The sequence below is a fragment of the Arthrobacter sp. UYP6 genome (assembly GCF_040547315.1).
Taxonomy (GTDB): domain Bacteria; phylum Actinomycetota; class Actinomycetes; order Actinomycetales; family Micrococcaceae; genus Arthrobacter_B.
The window spans coordinates 148,145-165,482 of sequence record NZ_JBEPPM010000001.1; the positions used below are offsets into that span (position 1 = coordinate 148,145).

The window sequence follows — 17,338 nt, forward strand, 5'->3', positions numbered from 1 at the left end:
ACGGCTCGATTGAGACTTCAACGACGAAAGAGAATTCCCGCCATGAGCAACCGCCCAGCCCAAGACGCAGCAGCCACCACCGAAGTGGTCATTGTTGGCGGCGCACGTACCCCTCAGGGCCGCCTGAATGGCCAGCTCGCTCCCTTTACAGCTGTTGACCTCGGCGGCTTCGCCATAGCGGGCGCCCTGGAAAAGGCCCGGGTTCCCGCGGCCGACGTCCACGCCGTCATCATGGGCCACGTGGTCCAGGCGGGCTGCGGCCAGAATCCGGCCCGTCAGTCCTCAATCAAAGCCGGCATCGGATGGAACGTCCCCACGGTCACGATCAATAAGGTCTGCCTCTCCGGCCTTGCCGCAGTGATCGACGCCGCCCGGCTGATCCGCAGCGGCGAGGCCACAGTGGTGGTGGCCGGCGGCCAGGAATCGATGACGCGCGGCCCCCATCTGCTGCCGGGATCCCGCCAGGGCTGGAACTACGGAAACATCTCGGCGCTCGACTCAGTGGCGCACGACGGCCTCACCGACGCCTTTGACAACGACTCCATGGGAATTTCCACCGAGCGCGGCAACACCAAACTGGCCATCAAGCGGCTGGAACAGGACGAAGTTGCCGCTGCCTCGCACCGACGGGCGGCGGCGGCCGTAACTGCCGGAATCTTCGCGGCAGAGATAGTGCCAGTCACCGTTCCCCAGCGCCGAGGAGAACCGCTTGTTCTCACCGCCGACGAGGGGATCCGACCCGGTACGACGCCGGACACGCTGGCTGCCCTGCGTCCGGCCTTCGACCCGGAAGGAACCATCACAGCGGGAAACTCCTCGCCGCTCTCCGACGGCGCTGCGGCACTGGTCCTCACCACCCGCGCCTACGCGGAGGAGAACAACCTTGACGTCCTGGCCGTGGTCGGAGCACCGGGACAGGTGGCGGGGCCGGACAACACCTTGCATTCCCAGCCGTCCAACGCCGTCTTTGCAGCATTGGATCGCGCCGGCTGGAGCACTTCGGACCTGGACTTTATTGAGATCAACGAAGCCTTCGGCGCGGTTGCCGTGCAGTCCCTCAATGAACTGGGGATGGATCTGGAGCAGTGCAACCTTTACGGAGGTGCCATTGCCCTGGGCCATCCGATCGGCGCTTCAGGTGCCAGACTGGCACTCACCGCCGCCCTTGAGCTGCAGCGGCGGGGCGCCGGGAGGGCTGCCGTCGCCCTCTGCGGAGGCGGCGGACAGGGCGAAGCGTTGCTGCTGTTCCGCGAAGAGGCCTGATCCTGGCTGTCCCGGGCGCCTCCGGTGCCCGGGACAGATGTGCTCAGCGAAAGATGGCCAGGGCTGCGGCCGCAGGCACCAGGCCAGCCGCGGTCCGTGGTTCAGGGAACACTACGCCCCAGCGGGTGCAGTTTTTCCACCAAAGACAGAAAAACCCCGTCCAAGAGACGGGGTTTTTCTGTCTGCGCAGCGTCGAGCCGCGAAGGGAAAATCTACTACTTGACGGTAACCGTGGCGCCGGCAGCCTCGAGGGCTTCCTTTGCCTTCTCTGCGGCTTCCTTCGTAGCGCCTTCCAGGACAGCCTTCGGGGCGCTGTCGACAACGTCCTTGGCTTCCTTCAGGCCCAGGGAAGTCAGAGCACGAACTTCCTTGATGACGGCAATCTTCTTGTCGCCTGCTGCTTCGAGGATGACGTCGAATTCAGTCTGCTCGTCTTCGGCTTCTGCAGCGCCACCGGCGGGACCGGCAACTGCAACAGCAGCAGCGGTAACGTCGAAGGTCTCTTCGAAGAGCTTGACGAAATCAGACAGCTCGATGATGGACAGTTCCTTGAAGGCTGCAATGAGCTCTTCGTTGGTCAGCTTCGCCATGGTGTGGCGTCCTTCCTATAAGTGGTGCGCGGAGCACCAAAATGGTGCGTGCGGCACCGGAGTGTGGGTTGGAAGAGCGATTACTCTTCGGTGGCTGCTTCTGCGGCCGGAGCTTCTTCTGCGGCGGCCGGAGCCTCTTCCGCGGCGGGAGCAGCTTCGCTGCCCTCTTCGAGCTTCAGGCGCAGTGCATCGACCGAGCGAACCAGCATGGACATCGGTGCCTTGAGGGCACCGGCGACGCGTGCGAGCTGGAACTCACGGGATTCAAGAGCAGCCAGAGCGGCAACACCGGCGGCGTCGAGGTTATTGCCCTCGAAAACACCGGTCTTGATGATCAGCTGCGGGTTGGTCTTCGCAAAATCCGTCAGGCTCTTTGCAGCTGCAACTGCGTCACCCTTGATGAAGGCGATTGCAGTGGGTCCGGCAAGCTGGCCGTCGAACGCGTCGATGCCGGCTTCCTTGGCTGCAATGCCAGTCAGGGTGTTCTTGACGACCGAGTACTTGGTGTCCTGGCCGAGCGAACGACGCAGCTCCTTGAGCTGTGCAACGGTGAGCCCGCGGTATTCGGTTAGGACGGCAGCAGTTGAATCCTTGAAATCTGTGACGATTTCTTCAACAGCCGATACCTTTGTTGGGGTTGCCATCTAACCCTCCTTCCGGGGAATAGTGCCGGTGGATCGGGTCCCGAACATAAAAAACGCCCCGGGCAGATGCACGGGGCTTAGCAGCAGGCGCGCGTTGACGCGCACCATGTGGCTGAGTTCGTTCACCTGCGCAGGCCGCCCTGTGAAGGGACTTTCGGATGTCCGATCAACCGGAGTCCACCCGCAGTCCCGGAGATCCAGGATGAGAGTGGGATTGAAAGCACATCGACCGACGGTCTTTGGTATCTCCAAGCCTACGGGAGATTTCCCGGCGGGCCAAATCCGCCCCGACAGGCACCGGCAGAGAAGGTCTCCGGCTGGGAGCCGGGGTCTGCAGCGACAGCGGGCTGGCCGGAACCAAGCAACCTCCAGCGCGCACCCTGCGGTGCTCTCCGCGGAAGCAGTCCATACCTGCAGCAGCCCCAGCATACGACGTCCCTCAGGTGTGCCCGCATCTCAGCTGACCAGCGGGCTGAGGACAACCGAGAGCAGGCTCGTCAGCAGGAACCCGGAAACACCCAGGAGCGTGGTGAGCAGGTGCCCCGGCCACGCTGGACATTGACCACGTTTTTGGCCCGAAGCGCCCTCGGTGATCTGGTTCAGAAGCTGGTCCGCCACCGTGTCAACCAGTGTCTTGCGTTCCATGCTCGCCCTGATGTGCAGGCTTCCGTTCAGATGTCAGATCAGCAAGTTTACCCGCTGACTGCTGCTTCCGTGGTGGCCCCGGGCTGCAGGACCTTCTGCCACTCCCCGGAGTATCCAACAGCTGAGAAGCCCAGCTTTTCGTTGATGGAGAGCATGTAGCCGTTCTCGGCCGCGTTCCAGGTCCAAATACGCGATGCCTCCGGAAGATTCTCCCGCATCCGCACCAAATTCGCCGCCTTGAGCAGCATGCCCAGCCTGTGCCCGCGGTGTTCGCGCAACACAAGGGTGTCATCCTGGAAGGCAACCGACGGGTTGCTATTAAACACCATCAGGACCGAGTGTCCGGCCAGCTGCCCCGTGGGAATATGTCGAACGGCGCTCACCAGCTCCTCGGCATCCATTTCGCGTACTTTCCGTTCCCCCTCACGGATCCGTTCGGCGTCCCACTGCTCCTCCTCCAGGTCCAGGCCCGCCATCGGTGCATCCGTGCTCATTTTCTGCCGGAGCAGTGCATAGGCATCCACGAGGTGCTCCGGGCAGGCCCCCTGCCAGAATTCAAGGGCATAGTCCGTCCCGCTGGCTGCCGTGGCCGTGGCCAGCAGGCCCTGCCAGTCAGCGGCGCCCGTCAGTTCCAGAAGACTGACCCGCTCCACTTGTTCCAGGTCAAAGTTCCGGTCCGCAGTGAAGCGTGCGGCGCTGTCCGCGGGAATGGCGCCAATCCCGCTTTTCGGCGTAATAACCTCTCCGGTCTCGGCCTCTGGCCGTACCGGATGATCCGTTTCACCCAAAAGGGTCAACCGCCCGTCGGCCGCTGCCGCCTGCTCCACCGCCGCGTACAGGCGGTTTCCCAGCCCGCTCCGCTGGAAGGACGGCGTCACTGCCACATGCACCCAGGCCGAGTGCGTATTATCCAGCAGCGGCAGTTTCAGCGTGGCCACTCCCACAAGCTCGTCGCCGATCCGTGCACCGAGCAGTATCCGCCGTCGCATCATTGAAGGGCGGAAGCCTGCCAGCTGCGTCGCAGGCGCATCCCGGAAGTCGTCATTGCCCCAAATCGCTCGGAGACTTTGATTGATGAGCTCGACTGCAGAAATAAAACCCGCCGCGTCAGGATCAGAAGAATCCAGACTCCGGGGAATGGGCAGCGGAGCTATCACGGCAGTATCGGGTGTCATGGCTCACATCCTGCCCGAAGAAGCGGCAGGGCACAAAAAAGCGGCCGCAGCGAGATGCTGCGGCCGCCTTTACAACGGATCCTGGACGCGGGCGCCCCGGTGCCGAATTATGCGTCAGCAAGAACCTTGGTGACGTTCGGGTCCACGGAGATGCCCGGGCCGAACGTGGTGGAGACGGTTGCCTTCTGGATGTAGCGTCCCTTGGCCGCGGACGGCTTCAGGCGCAGGACTTCCTCAAGGGCCGCAGCGTAGTTCTCGGCCAGCTTCTGCTGGTCGAAGGACACCTTGCCGATGATGAAGTGCAGGTTGGAGTGCTTGTCGACGCGGAAGTCGATCTTGCCGCCCTTGATGTCGGTGACAGCCTTGGCGACGTTCGGGGTAACCGTACCGGTCTTCGGGTTCGGCATCAGGTTACGCGGGCCGAGCACGCGGCCCAGGCGGCCAACCTTGCCCATCATGTCCGGGGTGGCAACGGCGGCGTCGAAGTCGACCCAGCCTGCTGCAACCTTTTCGATCATGTCATCGGAACCAACAAAGTCAGCACCGGCTGCAATAGCCTGCTCTGCCTTCTCGCCCGTTGCGAAAACCAGGACGCGTGCGGTCTTACCCGTACCGTGGGGCAGGTTAACCGTGCCGCGGACCATCTGGTCAGCCTTACGGGGGTCAACGCCCAGTCGGAATGCAACCTCAACGGTGGCATCAAACTTGGAGGGGTTGGTTTCCTTCGCCAGCTCTACAGCTTCAACCGGTGCGTACAGCTTGTCCGCATCGATCTTGGCTACAGCTGCTTCATATGCTTTGCTGCGCTTTGCCATCTGCTTTTTCTCCTTGTGCAGTTGTGGTCTGTCGGACCGCGCTCGGCCCTGCCACACGCCGTCGTGCCCGATGGCACGAACAGCTTTTTGAGTGTAAATGTTTGTTCGGCGGGAGAACCCGCGTCACGGAAAAGGCGTTATTAGCCTTCTACGGTGATACCCATGGAACGGGCGGTGCCGGCGATGATCTTGGCGGCAGCCTTCACATCGTTGGCGTTGAGGTCTTCCATCTTCATGGTGGCGATCTCTTCGACCTGAGCCTGAGTCAGGTTGGCAACCTTGGCGGTGTGCGGGGTTGCGGAACCCTTGGCAACGCCGGCAGCCTTCTTGATCAGCTGTGCAGCCGGAGGAGTCTTCGTGATGAAGGTGAATGAACGGTCTTCGTAAACGGTGATTTCAACCGGGATAACGTTGCCGCGCTGGGACTCCGTTGCAGCGTTGTACGCCTTGCAGAATTCCATGATGTTGACACCGTGCTGGCCAAGTGCCGGACCGATCGGAGGAGCCGGGTTGGCGGCACCTGCGTTGATCTGCAGCTTGATGAGGCCGGTGACCTTTTTCTTGGGGGCCATGAAAGGGTCCTTCTCTAAATTATGTTCCCGGGGAACAGGAGCGTCCGTCCGGGTTGGTGGCCGCCATGGCGTGGCGGCCGGACGCTGCCGGCAGGGTAAAGCGGACCTGCAGACAACGAAGTCTTGGTGCTACGCCAGCTTGGTGACCTGGCCAAAGCCGAGGGTCACGGGAGTCTCGCGCTCGAAGATGGTCACGAGGACCACCAGCTGCTGGGACTCGGGCTTGATCTCGGAGATCGTGGCCTGGAGCGTCTCGAACGGTCCTTCGTTGACCGTAACGGGCTCGCCGACCTCGAAGTCCACTGCGTAGTTTGAAGATTCCTGCGCCGGCTTGCCGGCTTCGATCTTCGGGGAAACCACAGTGTGTTCCAGCATGGAGTAAACCTCTTTGAGGCTCAGCGGCACCGGATTGTGGGCGTTGCCCACAAAACCCGTGACACCGGGTGTGTGACGCACGACGCCCCAGGAGGCGTCGGTCAGTTCCATGCGGACCAGCACGTAACCGGGAATACGGACCCGGTTGACGATCTTGCGGGTGGTGTTCTTGATCTCGACGACTTCCTCCATCGGCACCTGGATTTCGAAGATGTTATCTTCCATGTCCAGGGTCTGGATGCGGGTCTCGAGGTTGGCCTTCACGCGGTTTTCGTAGCCTGCGTAGGAGTGAATGACGTACCAGTCACCCTCCTGGCGCCGCAGCTTGGCCTTGAAGGCTTCTGCGGGGTCTTCCTCGGGCTCTTCTTCGGAGTCTTCGGATTCTGCGGAATCAGAGTTCACGGCCTCGTCGGCGGCGTCGGCATCCTCTGCCGGCACGTCGGCCTCGGCGGGCGCCTCAACGGCGTCTGCTGCGGTCGTTTCATCCTCGGCATCCAGATCAGCGGCTTTGTCATTGATCTGTGATTCGAGTTCTTGCTCGGACACGTAGATTCCTGCTTTCTTCTTCAGAGCTCTATGGGGTTTGTCACTAGCTCTAGCTCAAAGGCCTGCGGTTCCTGCCCTTGAGGCGGAACACAGGCAGGGCACTAGCTCTCGCCGCTGCCCGAACCGAAGATCCACAGTGCTCCTGCACCAAAGACAAAATCCAGAACTGTCACGATAATTATCATCACGACCACGAAGGCCAGGACCACAAGTGTGTATCTCAGCAGTTCCTTGCGGGTGGGGGTGACCACCTTTTTCAGTTCGGCAATAACCTGACGCAGGAAGAGCGCAATAGCCGCAAAGAAGCCGCGCTTCTTGGGCCCGCTGGAGGGGTGTCCCTTGGAGCTGCTGGCAGCTGTCTCGGTCACCATCGCCTCACTCATCTGTTCGGTTCACAGCCGCAGCAAGTGCTGGGACTGCTGCTTCATGAAGGACCTGCTGAGCTGCCGTGATGACAGCCGTGCGCAGGGCAGACAGGACTCGAACCTGCAACCTGCGGTTTTGGAGACCGCTGCGCTACCAATTGCGCCACTACCCTATGGAGGAAACCACTCTACCGGTAATACCCCTCGTCAGCGAACCGGCGACAGGCACAGACCAGTGTTGGGACTTCAACACGAAGATCAAGTCTACTCAAAGTTTCCGATTCCGTCGAACCGGGGCTACCGGGGCACTCTCCGGGCGGTGCCGGGCCAGATGCAGAGGGCCCGCTTGCCGGCTCCGCAGGTCCCCTATCGGCGTAAGAAAAGGTTCCAGGCCGCGCCTGCACCTAAACTGTAAACGGCTGCCGGGAAGCCGGCGGCCGCGCAAGCCACACGTCCCTTTCGGGAATTGAACCGCAACCACAGACGGGAACGCCATGCCTTCCACCGGCCGAATCTCAGAGCGCATCGCAGCCATCGCAGAGTCAGCGACCCTTGCCGTAGATGCCAAGGCGAAGGCCCTCAAGGCCGCAGGCCGCCCGGTCATCGGTTTCGGCGCCGGGGAACCGGACTTCCCGACTCCGGCGTACATTGTTGACGCCGCCGTGGAGGCTGCCCGCAACCCGCGCTTCCACCGCTACTCCCCCGCCGCCGGCCTCCCGGAGTTGAAGAAGGCTATTGCCGAAAAAACCCTGCGCGACTCCGGCTATGCCGTGGACCCGGCACAGGTGCTGGTGACCAACGGCGGAAAGCAGGCCGTCTACGAGGCCTTTGCCACGCTCTTGAACCCAGGTGACGAGGTGCTGCTGCCGGCCCCGTACTGGACCACGTATCCGGAGGCCATCCGCTTGGCCGGCGGTATTCCCGTGGAGGTTTTTGCCGGACCCGAGCAGGGATACATGGTGACAGTGGAGCAGCTCGAAGCTGCCCGTACCGAGAAAACCAAGCTCCTGCTGTTCTGCTCCCCCTCCAACCCCACCGGGGCTGTCTATCCCGCCGAGCAGGTGGCCGCCATTGGCCGGTGGGCCGCTGAGAACGGGCTGTGGGTGGTCACCGACGAGATCTACGAGCACCTGACGTACGACAGCGTGGAGTTCACCTCCATTGCCACGGCGGCGCCGGAGCTGGGCGACAAGGTAGTTGTGCTCAACGGAGTGGCCAAGACCTACGCGATGACCGGCTGGCGGGTGGGCTGGATGATTGCCGCCCCCGACGTCATCAAGGCCGCCACCAACCTGCAGTCGCACCTGTCCTCCAACGTTGCCAATGTGTCCCAGATGGCTGCTCTGGCCGCTGTTTCCGGCCCGCTGACTGCTGTTGAAGAGATGAAGACGGCCTTCGACCGCCGCCGCAGGGCCATGGTGGCTGCGCTGAATTCCATTGACGGCGTCGAATGCCCCATGCCCCAGGGCGCTTTCTACGCCTACGCGGATGTACGGGGCCTGCTCGGCAGGGAATTCCCGGGTGTGAACGGCCCGGCCCGGCCGCAGACGTCAGCAGAGCTGGCTGCCCTGATTCTGGAGACGGTGGAGGTTGCGGTGGTTCCCGGCGAGGCCTTTGGGCCCTCCGGTTATCTTCGCCTTTCCTACGCCCTGGGTGATGAGGACCTTGCCGAGGGCATGTCCCGCCTGACCGAGTTCCTAGGCCGCGCCAGCTAGCTCAACGAGATGGGCCGGTCCGGCCGGGGCAGGGACCCCGGCCGGACCCGAAGGTTTAGAGCAGCCGACGGTCCGCGGCCCACCGCGTGAGCTCGTGCCGGTTGGAGAGCTGCAGCTTCCGCAGGACGGCCGACACATGGGTTTCAACCGTCTTGACGGAGATGAACAGTTCCCGCGCCACTTCCTTGTAGCTATAGCCGCGGGCGATCAACCGCATCACTTCAAGCTCGCGCGCAGAGAGACGGTCCAGTTCGTCGTCGACCGCCGCCACGGCAGCGGTCCCGAAGGCATCCAGCACAAATCCCGCCAGCCGCGGGGAGAACACGGCGTCTCCGCCCGCCACGCGAACCACCGCATCGGAAATCTCGGCGCCGGAGATGGTCTTGGTGACGTAGCCGCGGGCCCCGGCGCGGATCACAGTCACCACGTCCTCAGCCGCATCTGAAACGCTCAGCGCCAGGAACCGGGTGTCGCCGAGCAGGTCCCGGCAGCCGGCGATGACCTCGGCTCCGCCGCCGCCCACACCGCCGGGCAGGTGCACGTCAAGGAGAACGACGGCGGGGCGGCGGGCCCGGATCGCGGCGATGGCCGACTCCACGGTGTCCGCTTCCGCCACGACGCGAAGCCGGGCATCCAGGTCCGCTTTCAGGCCCGAACGGAAGATTGCATGGTCATCAACAACTACGACGTCGATGGTGCCGGGGTTCATGTGCGCTCCGATGCGGGATGGGTATCTGATGCGGGCTGATTGCCTGATTGCGGGTGGGTCTCTGACGCGTGGGGAATGTTATCTGTGCTTTCCGCCGGGGGGCGGGCCAGAGGCAGCGCCAGCTGCACTTCTGTGCCGTCTGCTCCGCTGCGAATGACGGCTGTCCCCCCGTGGCGCCGCATTCGGCCGACGATCGATTCGCGGACACCCAGGCGGTCCTGCGGAACGTCGTCCGGGTTAAAGCCGCTGCCCCGGTCGCGGATGAAGACTTCCGCCCGGTCCGCCGTACATTCAACGTAAACCGAAATTGGCCCGCCGGCGTGCTGGGCCGCGTTGATGAGAGCGGCCCGAGCGGCCTGGGCCAGGGCATCGGTGGCATGGTCCAGCCGCGCGTCGCCCACGGTCACCACCTCCACGGGGTGACCGTATTCGTCCTCCACCTGCGCCGCCACAGCGGTCAGATGTTCGGAAAGCTGTCCGGCTGTCCGGGGATTGTCGGCATAGAGCCACCGGCGCAGCTCGCGCTCCTGCGCCCGGGCAAGCCGGATGACGTCCTGCTCTGAACCGGCACGGTTCTGGATCAGGGCCAGGGTCTGCAGAACCGAGTCGTGCAGGTGCGCTGCAATTTCCGCCCGCTCGCGCTCCCGGATGCGGCCGGACCGTTCCGTTTCCAGATCCCGCCAATACTTCACGGCCCACGGGGCGAAGACCAGCCCTACGCCGGCGAGCACTGCGGCCGAGGCCAGCAGCCCGGCCATCAGGACGTCCCAGGTGAATGCACCGGAAACCATCAGCAACACACCAACAACCACCAGCAGGAGTCCGGCGGCCAGCCGAAGCGCGCCGGAACGCCGGTCTGCTCCCGCGCGGCTGAGCAGACCGGCCCGCCGTGTTTCATCCAGCTGGGACCAGGCCAGGACTGCACCGGCAACGATGGTGCCCGCAGGCACCAGGACCGGCCAGTTCACGTCCGCACCGAACCGCTGGGCAATGACCACTGCTGCCACAGCAAGCAGGGCCAGCCCGGCCAGTACGTCCCTGTTGGCTGCCGCCGAGAGCCAGCGCCGAGCGGCCGGAGGACGGTCGCTAGGGGCACCGGCAGCAGGCTGCTGGTCGCTGAGATAGTCGGCGAAGTTTTTCGCGACGCTCCGCGGGTTGCGCTCCGCCTTTGCATTGCCGGCCGCTTCATCTGCCGTGGGAACCAGGATCCAAAGCCAGGCGTACAAGACCAGGCCGGCGCCGCCGGCCAAAGCCAGCAGCACCATCAACACGCGGACCAGGGGCACGGACCATCCCACATGCGCGGCTACCCCGGAGCAGACGCCTGCCACTACGCGGTCATCTGTTCGGAGCAGGGGAGCCTTCATAAACTTATCCAAGCACGTTCGCGCCCACCCGGGGCCACGGATTCCCTTCGCCAGCTCCTTTTCAGGGCACGTTCAGGGTTTACTCAGGGTGGTCCCCGATGCCTTGCGGCACGCCGGTGGACAAAAATAGGGTTATGACCCCGCATCCCACAGATCCAGGCCCGGCCGACGACCGGCAGCCGCCGGCAGGTTCCCCCGCTGAGCCCCTGCCTCCTTACAACGCCGGTGAAAACCCTACCCGTCCGCTCCCGCCCTACACGGCAGCAGGCTCGCACCGTGTACCGGAAGCCGATCCTGCCTCCGGTGCCGGTCCCCGCCCCAACGGTTTTTTCACCTGGCTCCGGTCCCTGGGCATCATCCGAGGACAGGACCGCTGGCTGGGTGGCGTCTGCTCGGGAATCGCAGCCAGGACCGGGATGGATCCGGTCCTGGTCCGGGGCCTGATTGTTGTCCTTGGCCTCTTCGGCGGCGGCCTGCTGCTCTACGGTCTGGCCTGGGCCCTGCTGCCGGAACCGGATGGCCGGATCCATGCTGAGGAGGCCCTGCGCGGTTCCTGGAGCTCCGGCACCACCGGAGCCCTTGTGGCCTGCATCCTGGGTGCGGGCAGCCCGAGTATCTTCTGGTCCGGCGACGGCCTGCTGGGCGGCTTTTTCTGGACCCTCTTCTGGGTGGTAGGCCTGGGCCTGCTGGTGTACTGGCTCTTCACCCGTTCCGGTCGCGGCGGAACCCCGCGAACTGCGGAGCCCGATGCCTACCCGTCCGCACACCAGGAGTCGTCCTATCCTGCACCCCAGCGCGGTTACGCCGCGGCGCAGACCGGCTACGCGCCGCCACCTAACCCGTATCCGACGTCGGACTCTTCGGCTTCATCGTCGTCGTCGCCGGGATCTTTCGGATCCGCTGCGCCCGGAACGGCCGGACCGCGCGGCACCGCACCGGCGAACACCGGACCCCGGCAGCCGCGCACCTCTCCGGCTGCTGCCGAGGTTGCGGTAGTCCTCGGCGCCGCGCTGCTGGTGCTCGGCACCATCCTGACCCTGGATTACGCCGGCATCATCGCCCTGGAAACACCGGCGGCAGTAGCCCTGGCGGCAGCCGCAGTGGCCAACGGGCTGGGAATCGTAGTACTCGGCGCGCTGGGCAGGTCCTCGGGCGTGCTGGGGCTGACCGCCGTCGCGGCCCTGGTGGCGGCGGGCGTAGCCGGCACCAACCTTGGCACCTATGCCACGGTTGTCGTGGCCAACCAGGCCGACTGGCGGCCCACCGCTTCCCAGCCCGCCACCGACGGCTACACGTTGGCGGCCGTCGACGGTCAGCTGGATCTGCGTTATCTTTCCGATGAGGCGGACTTCGCCGTGGAGGTGCCCGTCAGCGTCGCGGCCAGCGACCTCACGATCCTGGTGCCGGATGATATCCCCGTTGTGGTCCGGGCTGACATGTTTGCCGGCAACGTGCAGATCGACGACGGCGCGACCCTCACCGAAGACGGCGGATTCTGGAGATCATCCGATGAGCGGCTGAACGATCCGAACGGTGAGCCCCTTGTTCTGCGCATCAAGGGATTTGCCAGCAACGTCCTGGTGACCGTAAATGAAAGTGACCTGAACCGATGAATGCCTCTTCCCCCGATGCCTTCCCCACCGCTGCGGGCGCCCGGCGCCCGGCCCGGACCGCCACAATTGTCTGGGGGCTCCTCATTACGGCAACCGGAATCCTGCTCCTGGCCTGGCTGCTCACCGACATTACGCTCGACCCGCTTGTGGTCCTGCTCGGACTCACCCTAGGTGCCGGCGCCGCCCTGCTGATCGGCGGAGCAGTCAGCGCCCTGGGTGGCAGGAAGAATCAGGGTATAGGAAGTAAGTCCAGGCCATGACCTCGGCGAAGACGCCGATTCCCTTTCACCCGGGGCACAAACGCCCACCAGCCACCGATAGAACAGGCAAGCTGAAAATCATGAACCGTTTCTTTGACACTCTGCGCACCTCCCCCATCCGCAGGACCCGAGGCTGGGCCGGAGGCGTCTGCGCCGGCATTGCCGCACGTTACGGCTGGGATGTTTCAGTGGTGCGGATTGCCGTCCTGCTCAGTTTCCTGCTGCCGTTTGTGGGCGTCTGGACCTACCTCGCCGCCTGGCTCCTGCTGCCCAAGACTGACGGTAGCATTGCCCTGGAACGCCTCATCGGCAGCCGCCGGCAGTAGCACCATGGAACCGCGGACGCCGCCCGCTTGCGACGGCTTAACCGCACCTATTTGCACTCCAGCCCCGCAGCTGGACCCTTCCGGGGTCTCTGCCGCCCCGGCGGTGGCTAGAATCGAGGCTGAAGACCCACCAGCCGCGCACTACCGAACCAGAGGTTTCAATCATGAAGATCGGCATCCTGACCAGTGGGGGCGACTGCCCCGGACTCAACGCAGTGATCCGCGGGGCGGTCCTGAAGGGAATCAAGATTCATGATGCGGAGTTCGTGGGGTTTCTCGACGGATGGCGCGGAGTGGTGGACGGCGACATCATCGATCTCCCCCGTACTCGGGTCCGCGGGATCTCCAAGCAGGGCGGAACGATCCTGGGAACGTCCCGGACTAATCCGTTTGACGGCCCCAACGGCGGACCGGAGAACATCAAGGCCACCATGGACCGGCTGGGAGTTGACGCCATCATCGCGATCGGCGGCGAGGGCACCCTCGCTGCAGCGCAGCGGCTGACCGACGCCGGGCTGAAAATTGTGGGCGTACCGAAGACCGTGGACAACGACCTCGACGCCACCGACTACACCTTCGGCTTTGACACAGCAGTCCAAATTGCCACCGAGGCCATCGACCGGCTGCGGACCACCGGGGAATCCCATCACCGCTGCATGGTGGCCGAGGTCATGGGACGCCATGTGGGCTGGATCGCGCTCCACTCGGGCATGGCCGCGGGCGCACATGCCATCCTGATCCCGGAGAATCCGCAGAGCCTGGACCAGATTGCCGAGTGGGTCACGCAGGCCCGGGACCGCGGCCGTGCGCCCCTGGTGGTCGTCGCGGAGGGCTTTGTCACCACCGACATGGAATCGCCCCATTCCGAACGCGGCCTGGACGCCTTTGGGCGGCCGCGCCTGGGTGGTATCGGGGAACTACTGGCCCCGGAAATCGAAGCCCGGACCGGCATTGAAACCCGTGCCACCGTGCTGGGACATATCCAGCGCGGCGGCGTTCCCACCGCTTATGACCGGGTGCTGGCGACGCGGCTGGGTATGGCCGCCATCGATTCGGTCATCGACGGGCTCTGGGGCACCATGGTGGCCCTGCACGGGACCGATATTGTCCATGTGGGCTTCGAGAAGGCGCTGGATAACCTGAAGACCGTACCCCAGCGCCGATACGACGAAGCATCGATCCTGTTCGGTTAATACCCTGAAACGGAGATTGGTCCGGGTGTAGTTTGAAACGTATGAATTTGGATCCGGGGACAATTGCGATCATCCAGCTCGCCTGGTCCCGTCGTCTGGGCCTGGCGGATGACGCACTGGCAGGAGCCGAAGACGGCACGCGCATCTACAGCGTGCAGGACCAGTCCCGCAGTGTGTCCTTCCTGCGCCTCTTTGGCCGGGAGGTCTTCTGCGGTCCTGAGTGGGCGGCCAGGCGCGCCCGTGGCAAGAGCGCCGCGCAGCTTAGCGGCCACACCGCACTGGCCAGCCTCTCCGTGGAATACGGCGGACGCACTGTCGGTTCCGAACACCTGTGCTTCGCCGACTCCTTCCCCGGGCCGGTGGAGCCGGAGGAGGAAATCGCCGTAGCTGAGGACCACGACTTGGCCGTGCAGCTGGAACGCCTGTGCCCGCCCGACGACGTCGCTGAAGCAGGCCTGGCGCACAAGGATCAGCTATTCATAGCGGTTGATGACCGCCCGGAGGCCCCTGTTCCGCTGGCAGGAGCGGGATACAGCATCCGAGACGGCATCCTGGCGGATATCGCTTCGCTGACTGCGCCAACAGCCCGCAGGCAGGGGCTGGGACGCTACATCACGTCAGTGGCTGTAGAGGAGGCCATGGCAGCGGGTCTGATCCCGCAGTACCGTGCCCCGCTGGATAATGTGGGGGCGGCCCGGACCGCTGCCGGCGCGGGATTCATTGCCGTGGGCATCCGCTCGGAAGTGCTGCTGCCCGCCTAATATTCCAAAAAACCCCGACCTCAGCGGAGTTATGGCAGCAGGTCCAGCATTTCCTGCCGCTGAAAGAATCCTGCCGTCTCCCGGGCACTGGGTGAGCCTGCTTCGGGGTCCGCCCCGCCATCAACGAGGATGCGGAATATGCCGGTGTAGCCCTTGAACACGGCACCCGCCAGCGGGGTCTGGCCCCGGTCATTCTGTGTGTTCACATCCGCACCGCGCTCCACCAGCAGGGCGGTCAGGTCCTCGTGTCCGTGGTAGGACGCCAGCATTACCAGCGTGTCACCGGAGCCGTTGGTCAGGTTCACCGGCACTCCGGCGTCCAGGTAAGCCCGGATTCCCTCAGTATCGCCGGCTCGGGCAGCTTCAAATACCAAACCGGCCAGTTCTATGATGTCGTCGTCAATCTCTGGACGGGGCTCCGGGGTAACCATGGATCTCCTCTGAAGGGGTGTCTTTGTCTAACATCTTCCCGTGGACTGCGGCTATGCCCGCGGCGGGCGCAGGAATCCGGTGGAGCGGCCCACCACCTTGCCGGCGTCGGGAGCCACGATGGTTTCCTGTGCAGCTGCGTAGGGCTCGCCGTCGTCGTCCACCACCAGCTGCGCATCGGGGTCCGCGGAGCGCTTGATGACGGCCAGTGCAACGGCGCCCATCTCGTAGTGCTGCGCCACGGACGTCACGGTACCGACATTCCGCTCCCCCAGCAGTACTGCGCTGCCCGGGGCAGGGAGGGTGTGCTGGGAACCGTCCAACTGCAGGAAGACGAGCCGGCGGGGCGGATGGCCCAGGTTATGCACCCGGGCCACGGTTTCCTGGCCCTTGTAGCAGCCCTTGGACAGGTGCACCGCTGTTCGGATCAGGTCCAGCTCGTGCGGGATGGTCTTTTCATCTGTCTCGGCGCCCAGCCGGGGACGCCAGGCGGCAATCCGCAGCGCCTCGCTGGCCATGGTGCCGGCAAGCGTCAGGCCGGAGAGCTCCACCGCCTGCTCCAGTTCGCGGGCCGGAATCAAATACTCGTGCCAGGGCCGGTCGCGGCCGGGGTGGGAATCCTCGGGCGCTGCCGTGTATGCGAAGCCGCCGGGCCCGATGTTCGGCCAGGGATCGGTCCAGGCCAGATAATCCGTCCAGGCCGCGACCGGTGCGGTTGTACCCGCCACCGCCCATTGCGCGCTGACGTCGGCCACCTCGACCCTGAGCATGAATTTCATCCGCTCCAGGAACCCGGCAAGGGCAGGGGCTTCATCTGCTTCCACGATCAGCCACGCAGTGGTGCCGTCGTCGAGAATCCGTGCGTCGTGCTCAATCCGCCCCTGAATGGTGAGCAGCAGCAGTTCCGAGCTGTCGCCGGGCCGCAGGTTACTGACGCTCTGGGAAGACAGAGTGGTCAGCCAGCTCAACCGGTCGGGGCCGCTGACGGTGACCACGCCGCGGTGGGAGAGATCAGTGACGGCCTTGCCGCGCGCCAGCTCCCGCTGTTCGCGCAGAGGATCGCCGTAGTGGGCGGCGACGCCGGCGTCCAGGCCACCGGCTTCCACCGCGCCGTGTCGGGACAGGAGAGGGCTCACATAAGTCATATTTGGTCCAACGTCCTTGCGGGAGCGGCTATTCCGCGGTCAGCCGGCAGCGGAGGAGAGAGTCAGGAGCTTTTCTTGAGGATGGCCGAGGCATGGGCCTTCATGTCGTTGCCGCCTGCGGCAACATCCCAGCGCCAGTAGAGATCACCGTTCACCAGGCCGTAGATGCGTGTGGCGGCGGTGTATTCCTTGGAATTCACACCGCGCATGACCAGATCTGTACTCAGCTGGACCTGCGGGCCTTTGATCTGACCGTAGTACAGCTCAGCGATCCCGCCGGGATGGACAATGGTGGCCGTAATGTCAAAGCCGCCGTTGTCGTTGCGGAGCTTTTCCACCTCATCCGCGCTGCGCAGGGCAGGAACTATATCCGCCGGCGTCAGCCCGGGTCCGCCGTCGGCGTCGTTCAGCGGCCGGTCCAGTGCCCAGAAGCCCGTCTCCACGGCAAGCGGGCGCAACACTGTTCCCTCTTCATCCGTGAGCCAGCTTTCGGCCTCATACTTCAGGTACGGCAGGCCGTTCTGGCTGAAGGTCACACGCTGGGTGAAGTGCTCGGAATCTGCCTCGCCCTCCCCCAGGCGGCCGGAGCCTTCCCAGACGCCGAGGAGCCAGGACAATGGCACCAGTTCAGGGGTCAGATCGGTGGGGATCTCCATGGGCATGGCGCTGACCTGTTCCTTTGGTTTGCGGCGGGTGGGTTACTTCTGCCCTTTGTACAGGCGGCTAATGACCAGCCCGGCGAAAGCGGCCATGCCGACGCCGGTGATGCCGAGCAGAACGATAAAGAAGATTTCAAGGGCTACAAGCGAATCCATAGCTACATCCTAACC

20 protein-coding genes and 1 tRNA gene are annotated in these 17,338 nt (G+C 64.3%); 7 read left to right on the forward strand and 14 right to left on the reverse strand.

The window, feature by feature from the left end; genetic code table 11:
- Positions 1 to 42 precede the first annotated feature (42 nt).
- Positions 43 to 1,263 carry an acetyl-CoA C-acetyltransferase gene (locus ABIB35_RS00750; RefSeq protein WP_354178073.1) on the forward strand — a complete coding sequence of 407 codons (1,221 nt, stop codon included), beginning with the start codon at positions 43 to 45 and terminating at the stop codon, positions 1,261 to 1,263.
- A 215-nt stretch (positions 1,264 to 1,478) separates the two neighbouring features.
- On the opposite strand, the gene rplL is transcribed toward ABIB35_RS00750, so the two are convergent.
- The 9 genes from rplL to ABIB35_RS00795 all read right to left on the reverse strand — a co-directional run bounded on the left by rplL (position 1,479) and on the right by ABIB35_RS00795 (position 7,163).
- Complete coding sequence (rplL, locus tag ABIB35_RS00755; protein WP_210228028.1) at positions 1,479 to 1,853, reverse strand: 50S ribosomal protein L7/L12; 375 nt, start codon at positions 1,851 to 1,853, stop codon at positions 1,479 to 1,481.
- Positions 1,854 to 1,933: 80 nt separating this feature from the next.
- The gene (rplJ, locus tag ABIB35_RS00760; protein WP_354178076.1) at positions 1,934 to 2,497 is read right to left on the reverse strand and encodes a 50S ribosomal protein L10; all 564 of its coding nucleotides are present in this window, start codon (positions 2,495 to 2,497) and stop codon (positions 1,934 to 1,936) included.
- A 456-nt stretch (positions 2,498 to 2,953) separates the two neighbouring features.
- A complete protein-coding gene (locus tag ABIB35_RS00765; protein WP_354178078.1) occupies positions 2,954 to 3,142 on the reverse strand; it encodes a hypothetical protein in 189 nt (62 codons plus the stop codon).
- A gap of 47 nt (positions 3,143 to 3,189) precedes the next feature.
- Positions 3,190 to 4,317 (reverse strand): GNAT family N-acetyltransferase, encoded by a 1,128-nt coding sequence (locus ABIB35_RS00770; RefSeq protein ID WP_354178080.1) that lies wholly within the window; start codon positions 4,315 to 4,317, stop codon positions 3,190 to 3,192.
- Positions 4,318 to 4,424: 107 nt separating this feature from the next.
- On the reverse strand, positions 4,425 to 5,132 hold the full coding sequence (rplA, locus tag ABIB35_RS00775) for a 50S ribosomal protein L1 (RefSeq protein ID WP_354178082.1): 708 nt from the start codon (positions 5,130 to 5,132) through the stop codon (positions 4,425 to 4,427).
- A gap of 140 nt (positions 5,133 to 5,272) precedes the next feature.
- Complete coding sequence (gene rplK, locus ABIB35_RS00780) at positions 5,273 to 5,704, reverse strand: 50S ribosomal protein L11 (RefSeq protein ID WP_104052758.1); 432 nt, start codon at positions 5,702 to 5,704, stop codon at positions 5,273 to 5,275.
- A gap of 129 nt (positions 5,705 to 5,833) precedes the next feature.
- Entirely contained in the window at positions 5,834 to 6,625 is a 792-nt protein-coding gene (nusG, locus tag ABIB35_RS00785; protein WP_354178084.1) for a transcription termination/antitermination protein NusG, read from the reverse strand.
- 101 nt (positions 6,626 to 6,726) lie between these two features.
- Positions 6,727 to 7,008: a preprotein translocase subunit SecE gene (secE, locus tag ABIB35_RS00790; RefSeq protein WP_354178085.1), complete on the reverse strand. Its 282-nt coding sequence runs from the start codon at positions 7,006 to 7,008 to the stop codon at positions 6,727 to 6,729.
- Positions 7,009 to 7,090: 82 nt separating this feature from the next.
- Positions 7,091 to 7,163: transfer RNA gene (locus ABIB35_RS00795), tRNA-Trp, on the reverse strand.
- Positions 7,164 to 7,484: 321 nt separating this feature from the next.
- Here ABIB35_RS00795 and ABIB35_RS00800 point away from each other — a divergent pair.
- Positions 7,485 to 8,705, forward strand: coding sequence for a pyridoxal phosphate-dependent aminotransferase (locus tag ABIB35_RS00800; RefSeq protein WP_354178086.1), 1,221 nt, complete (start codon positions 7,485 to 7,487; stop codon positions 8,703 to 8,705).
- Positions 8,706 to 8,760: 55 nt separating this feature from the next.
- On the opposite strand, the gene ABIB35_RS00805 is transcribed toward ABIB35_RS00800, so the two are convergent.
- Together ABIB35_RS00805 and ABIB35_RS00810 are read right to left on the reverse strand one after the other, a co-directional pair.
- Positions 8,761 to 9,414, reverse strand: coding sequence for a LuxR C-terminal-related transcriptional regulator (locus ABIB35_RS00805; protein WP_354178088.1), 654 nt, complete (start codon positions 9,412 to 9,414; stop codon positions 8,761 to 8,763).
- The gene (locus ABIB35_RS00810; RefSeq protein ID WP_354178090.1) at positions 9,411 to 10,781 is read right to left on the reverse strand and encodes a PspC domain-containing protein; all 1,371 of its coding nucleotides are present in this window, start codon (positions 10,779 to 10,781) and stop codon (positions 9,411 to 9,413) included. The genes ABIB35_RS00805 and ABIB35_RS00810 overlap by 4 nt, the downstream gene beginning before the upstream one ends.
- A gap of 134 nt (positions 10,782 to 10,915) precedes the next feature.
- On the opposite strand from ABIB35_RS00810, the gene ABIB35_RS00815 reads away from it, so the two are divergent.
- The 5 genes from ABIB35_RS00815 to ABIB35_RS00835 all read left to right on the forward strand — a co-directional run bounded on the left by ABIB35_RS00815 (position 10,916) and on the right by ABIB35_RS00835 (position 14,934).
- Complete coding sequence (locus tag ABIB35_RS00815) at positions 10,916 to 12,394, forward strand: PspC domain-containing protein (protein ID WP_354178092.1); 1,479 nt, start codon at positions 10,916 to 10,918, stop codon at positions 12,392 to 12,394.
- Positions 12,391 to 12,654, forward strand: a complete 264-nt coding sequence (locus ABIB35_RS00820) for a hypothetical protein (protein WP_354178093.1) — start codon at positions 12,391 to 12,393, stop codon at positions 12,652 to 12,654. Before ABIB35_RS00815 ends, ABIB35_RS00820 begins: the two co-directional genes overlap by 4 nt.
- An 80-nt stretch (positions 12,655 to 12,734) precedes the next feature.
- The gene (locus ABIB35_RS00825) at positions 12,735 to 12,980 is read left to right on the forward strand and encodes a PspC domain-containing protein (RefSeq protein ID WP_354178094.1); all 246 of its coding nucleotides are present in this window, start codon (positions 12,735 to 12,737) and stop codon (positions 12,978 to 12,980) included.
- 164 nt (positions 12,981 to 13,144) lie between these two features.
- Entirely contained in the window at positions 13,145 to 14,173 is a 1,029-nt protein-coding gene (locus tag ABIB35_RS00830) for a 6-phosphofructokinase (protein ID WP_354178095.1), read from the forward strand.
- A gap of 41 nt (positions 14,174 to 14,214) precedes the next feature.
- The gene (locus tag ABIB35_RS00835) at positions 14,215 to 14,934 is read left to right on the forward strand and encodes a GNAT family N-acetyltransferase (protein ID WP_354178096.1); all 720 of its coding nucleotides are present in this window, start codon (positions 14,215 to 14,217) and stop codon (positions 14,932 to 14,934) included.
- A gap of 29 nt (positions 14,935 to 14,963) precedes the next feature.
- Here ABIB35_RS00835 and ABIB35_RS00840 read toward each other — a convergent pair whose 3' ends face one another.
- The 3 genes from ABIB35_RS00840 to ABIB35_RS00850 all read right to left on the reverse strand — a co-directional run bounded on the left by ABIB35_RS00840 (position 14,964) and on the right by ABIB35_RS00850 (position 17,170).
- Positions 14,964 to 15,365 carry an ankyrin repeat domain-containing protein gene (locus tag ABIB35_RS00840; RefSeq protein ID WP_354178097.1) on the reverse strand — a complete coding sequence of 134 codons (402 nt, stop codon included), beginning with the start codon at positions 15,363 to 15,365 and terminating at the stop codon, positions 14,964 to 14,966.
- 51 nt (positions 15,366 to 15,416) lie between these two features.
- On the reverse strand, positions 15,417 to 16,508 hold the full coding sequence (gene ygfZ, locus ABIB35_RS00845; RefSeq protein WP_354178098.1) for a CAF17-like 4Fe-4S cluster assembly/insertion protein YgfZ: 1,092 nt from the start codon (positions 16,506 to 16,508) through the stop codon (positions 15,417 to 15,419).
- Positions 16,509 to 16,570: 62 nt separating this feature from the next.
- On the reverse strand, positions 16,571 to 17,170 hold the full coding sequence (locus ABIB35_RS00850; RefSeq protein ID WP_354178099.1) for a heme-binding beta-barrel domain-containing protein: 600 nt from the start codon (positions 17,168 to 17,170) through the stop codon (positions 16,571 to 16,573).
- Positions 17,171 to 17,338: the final 168 nt, after the last annotated feature.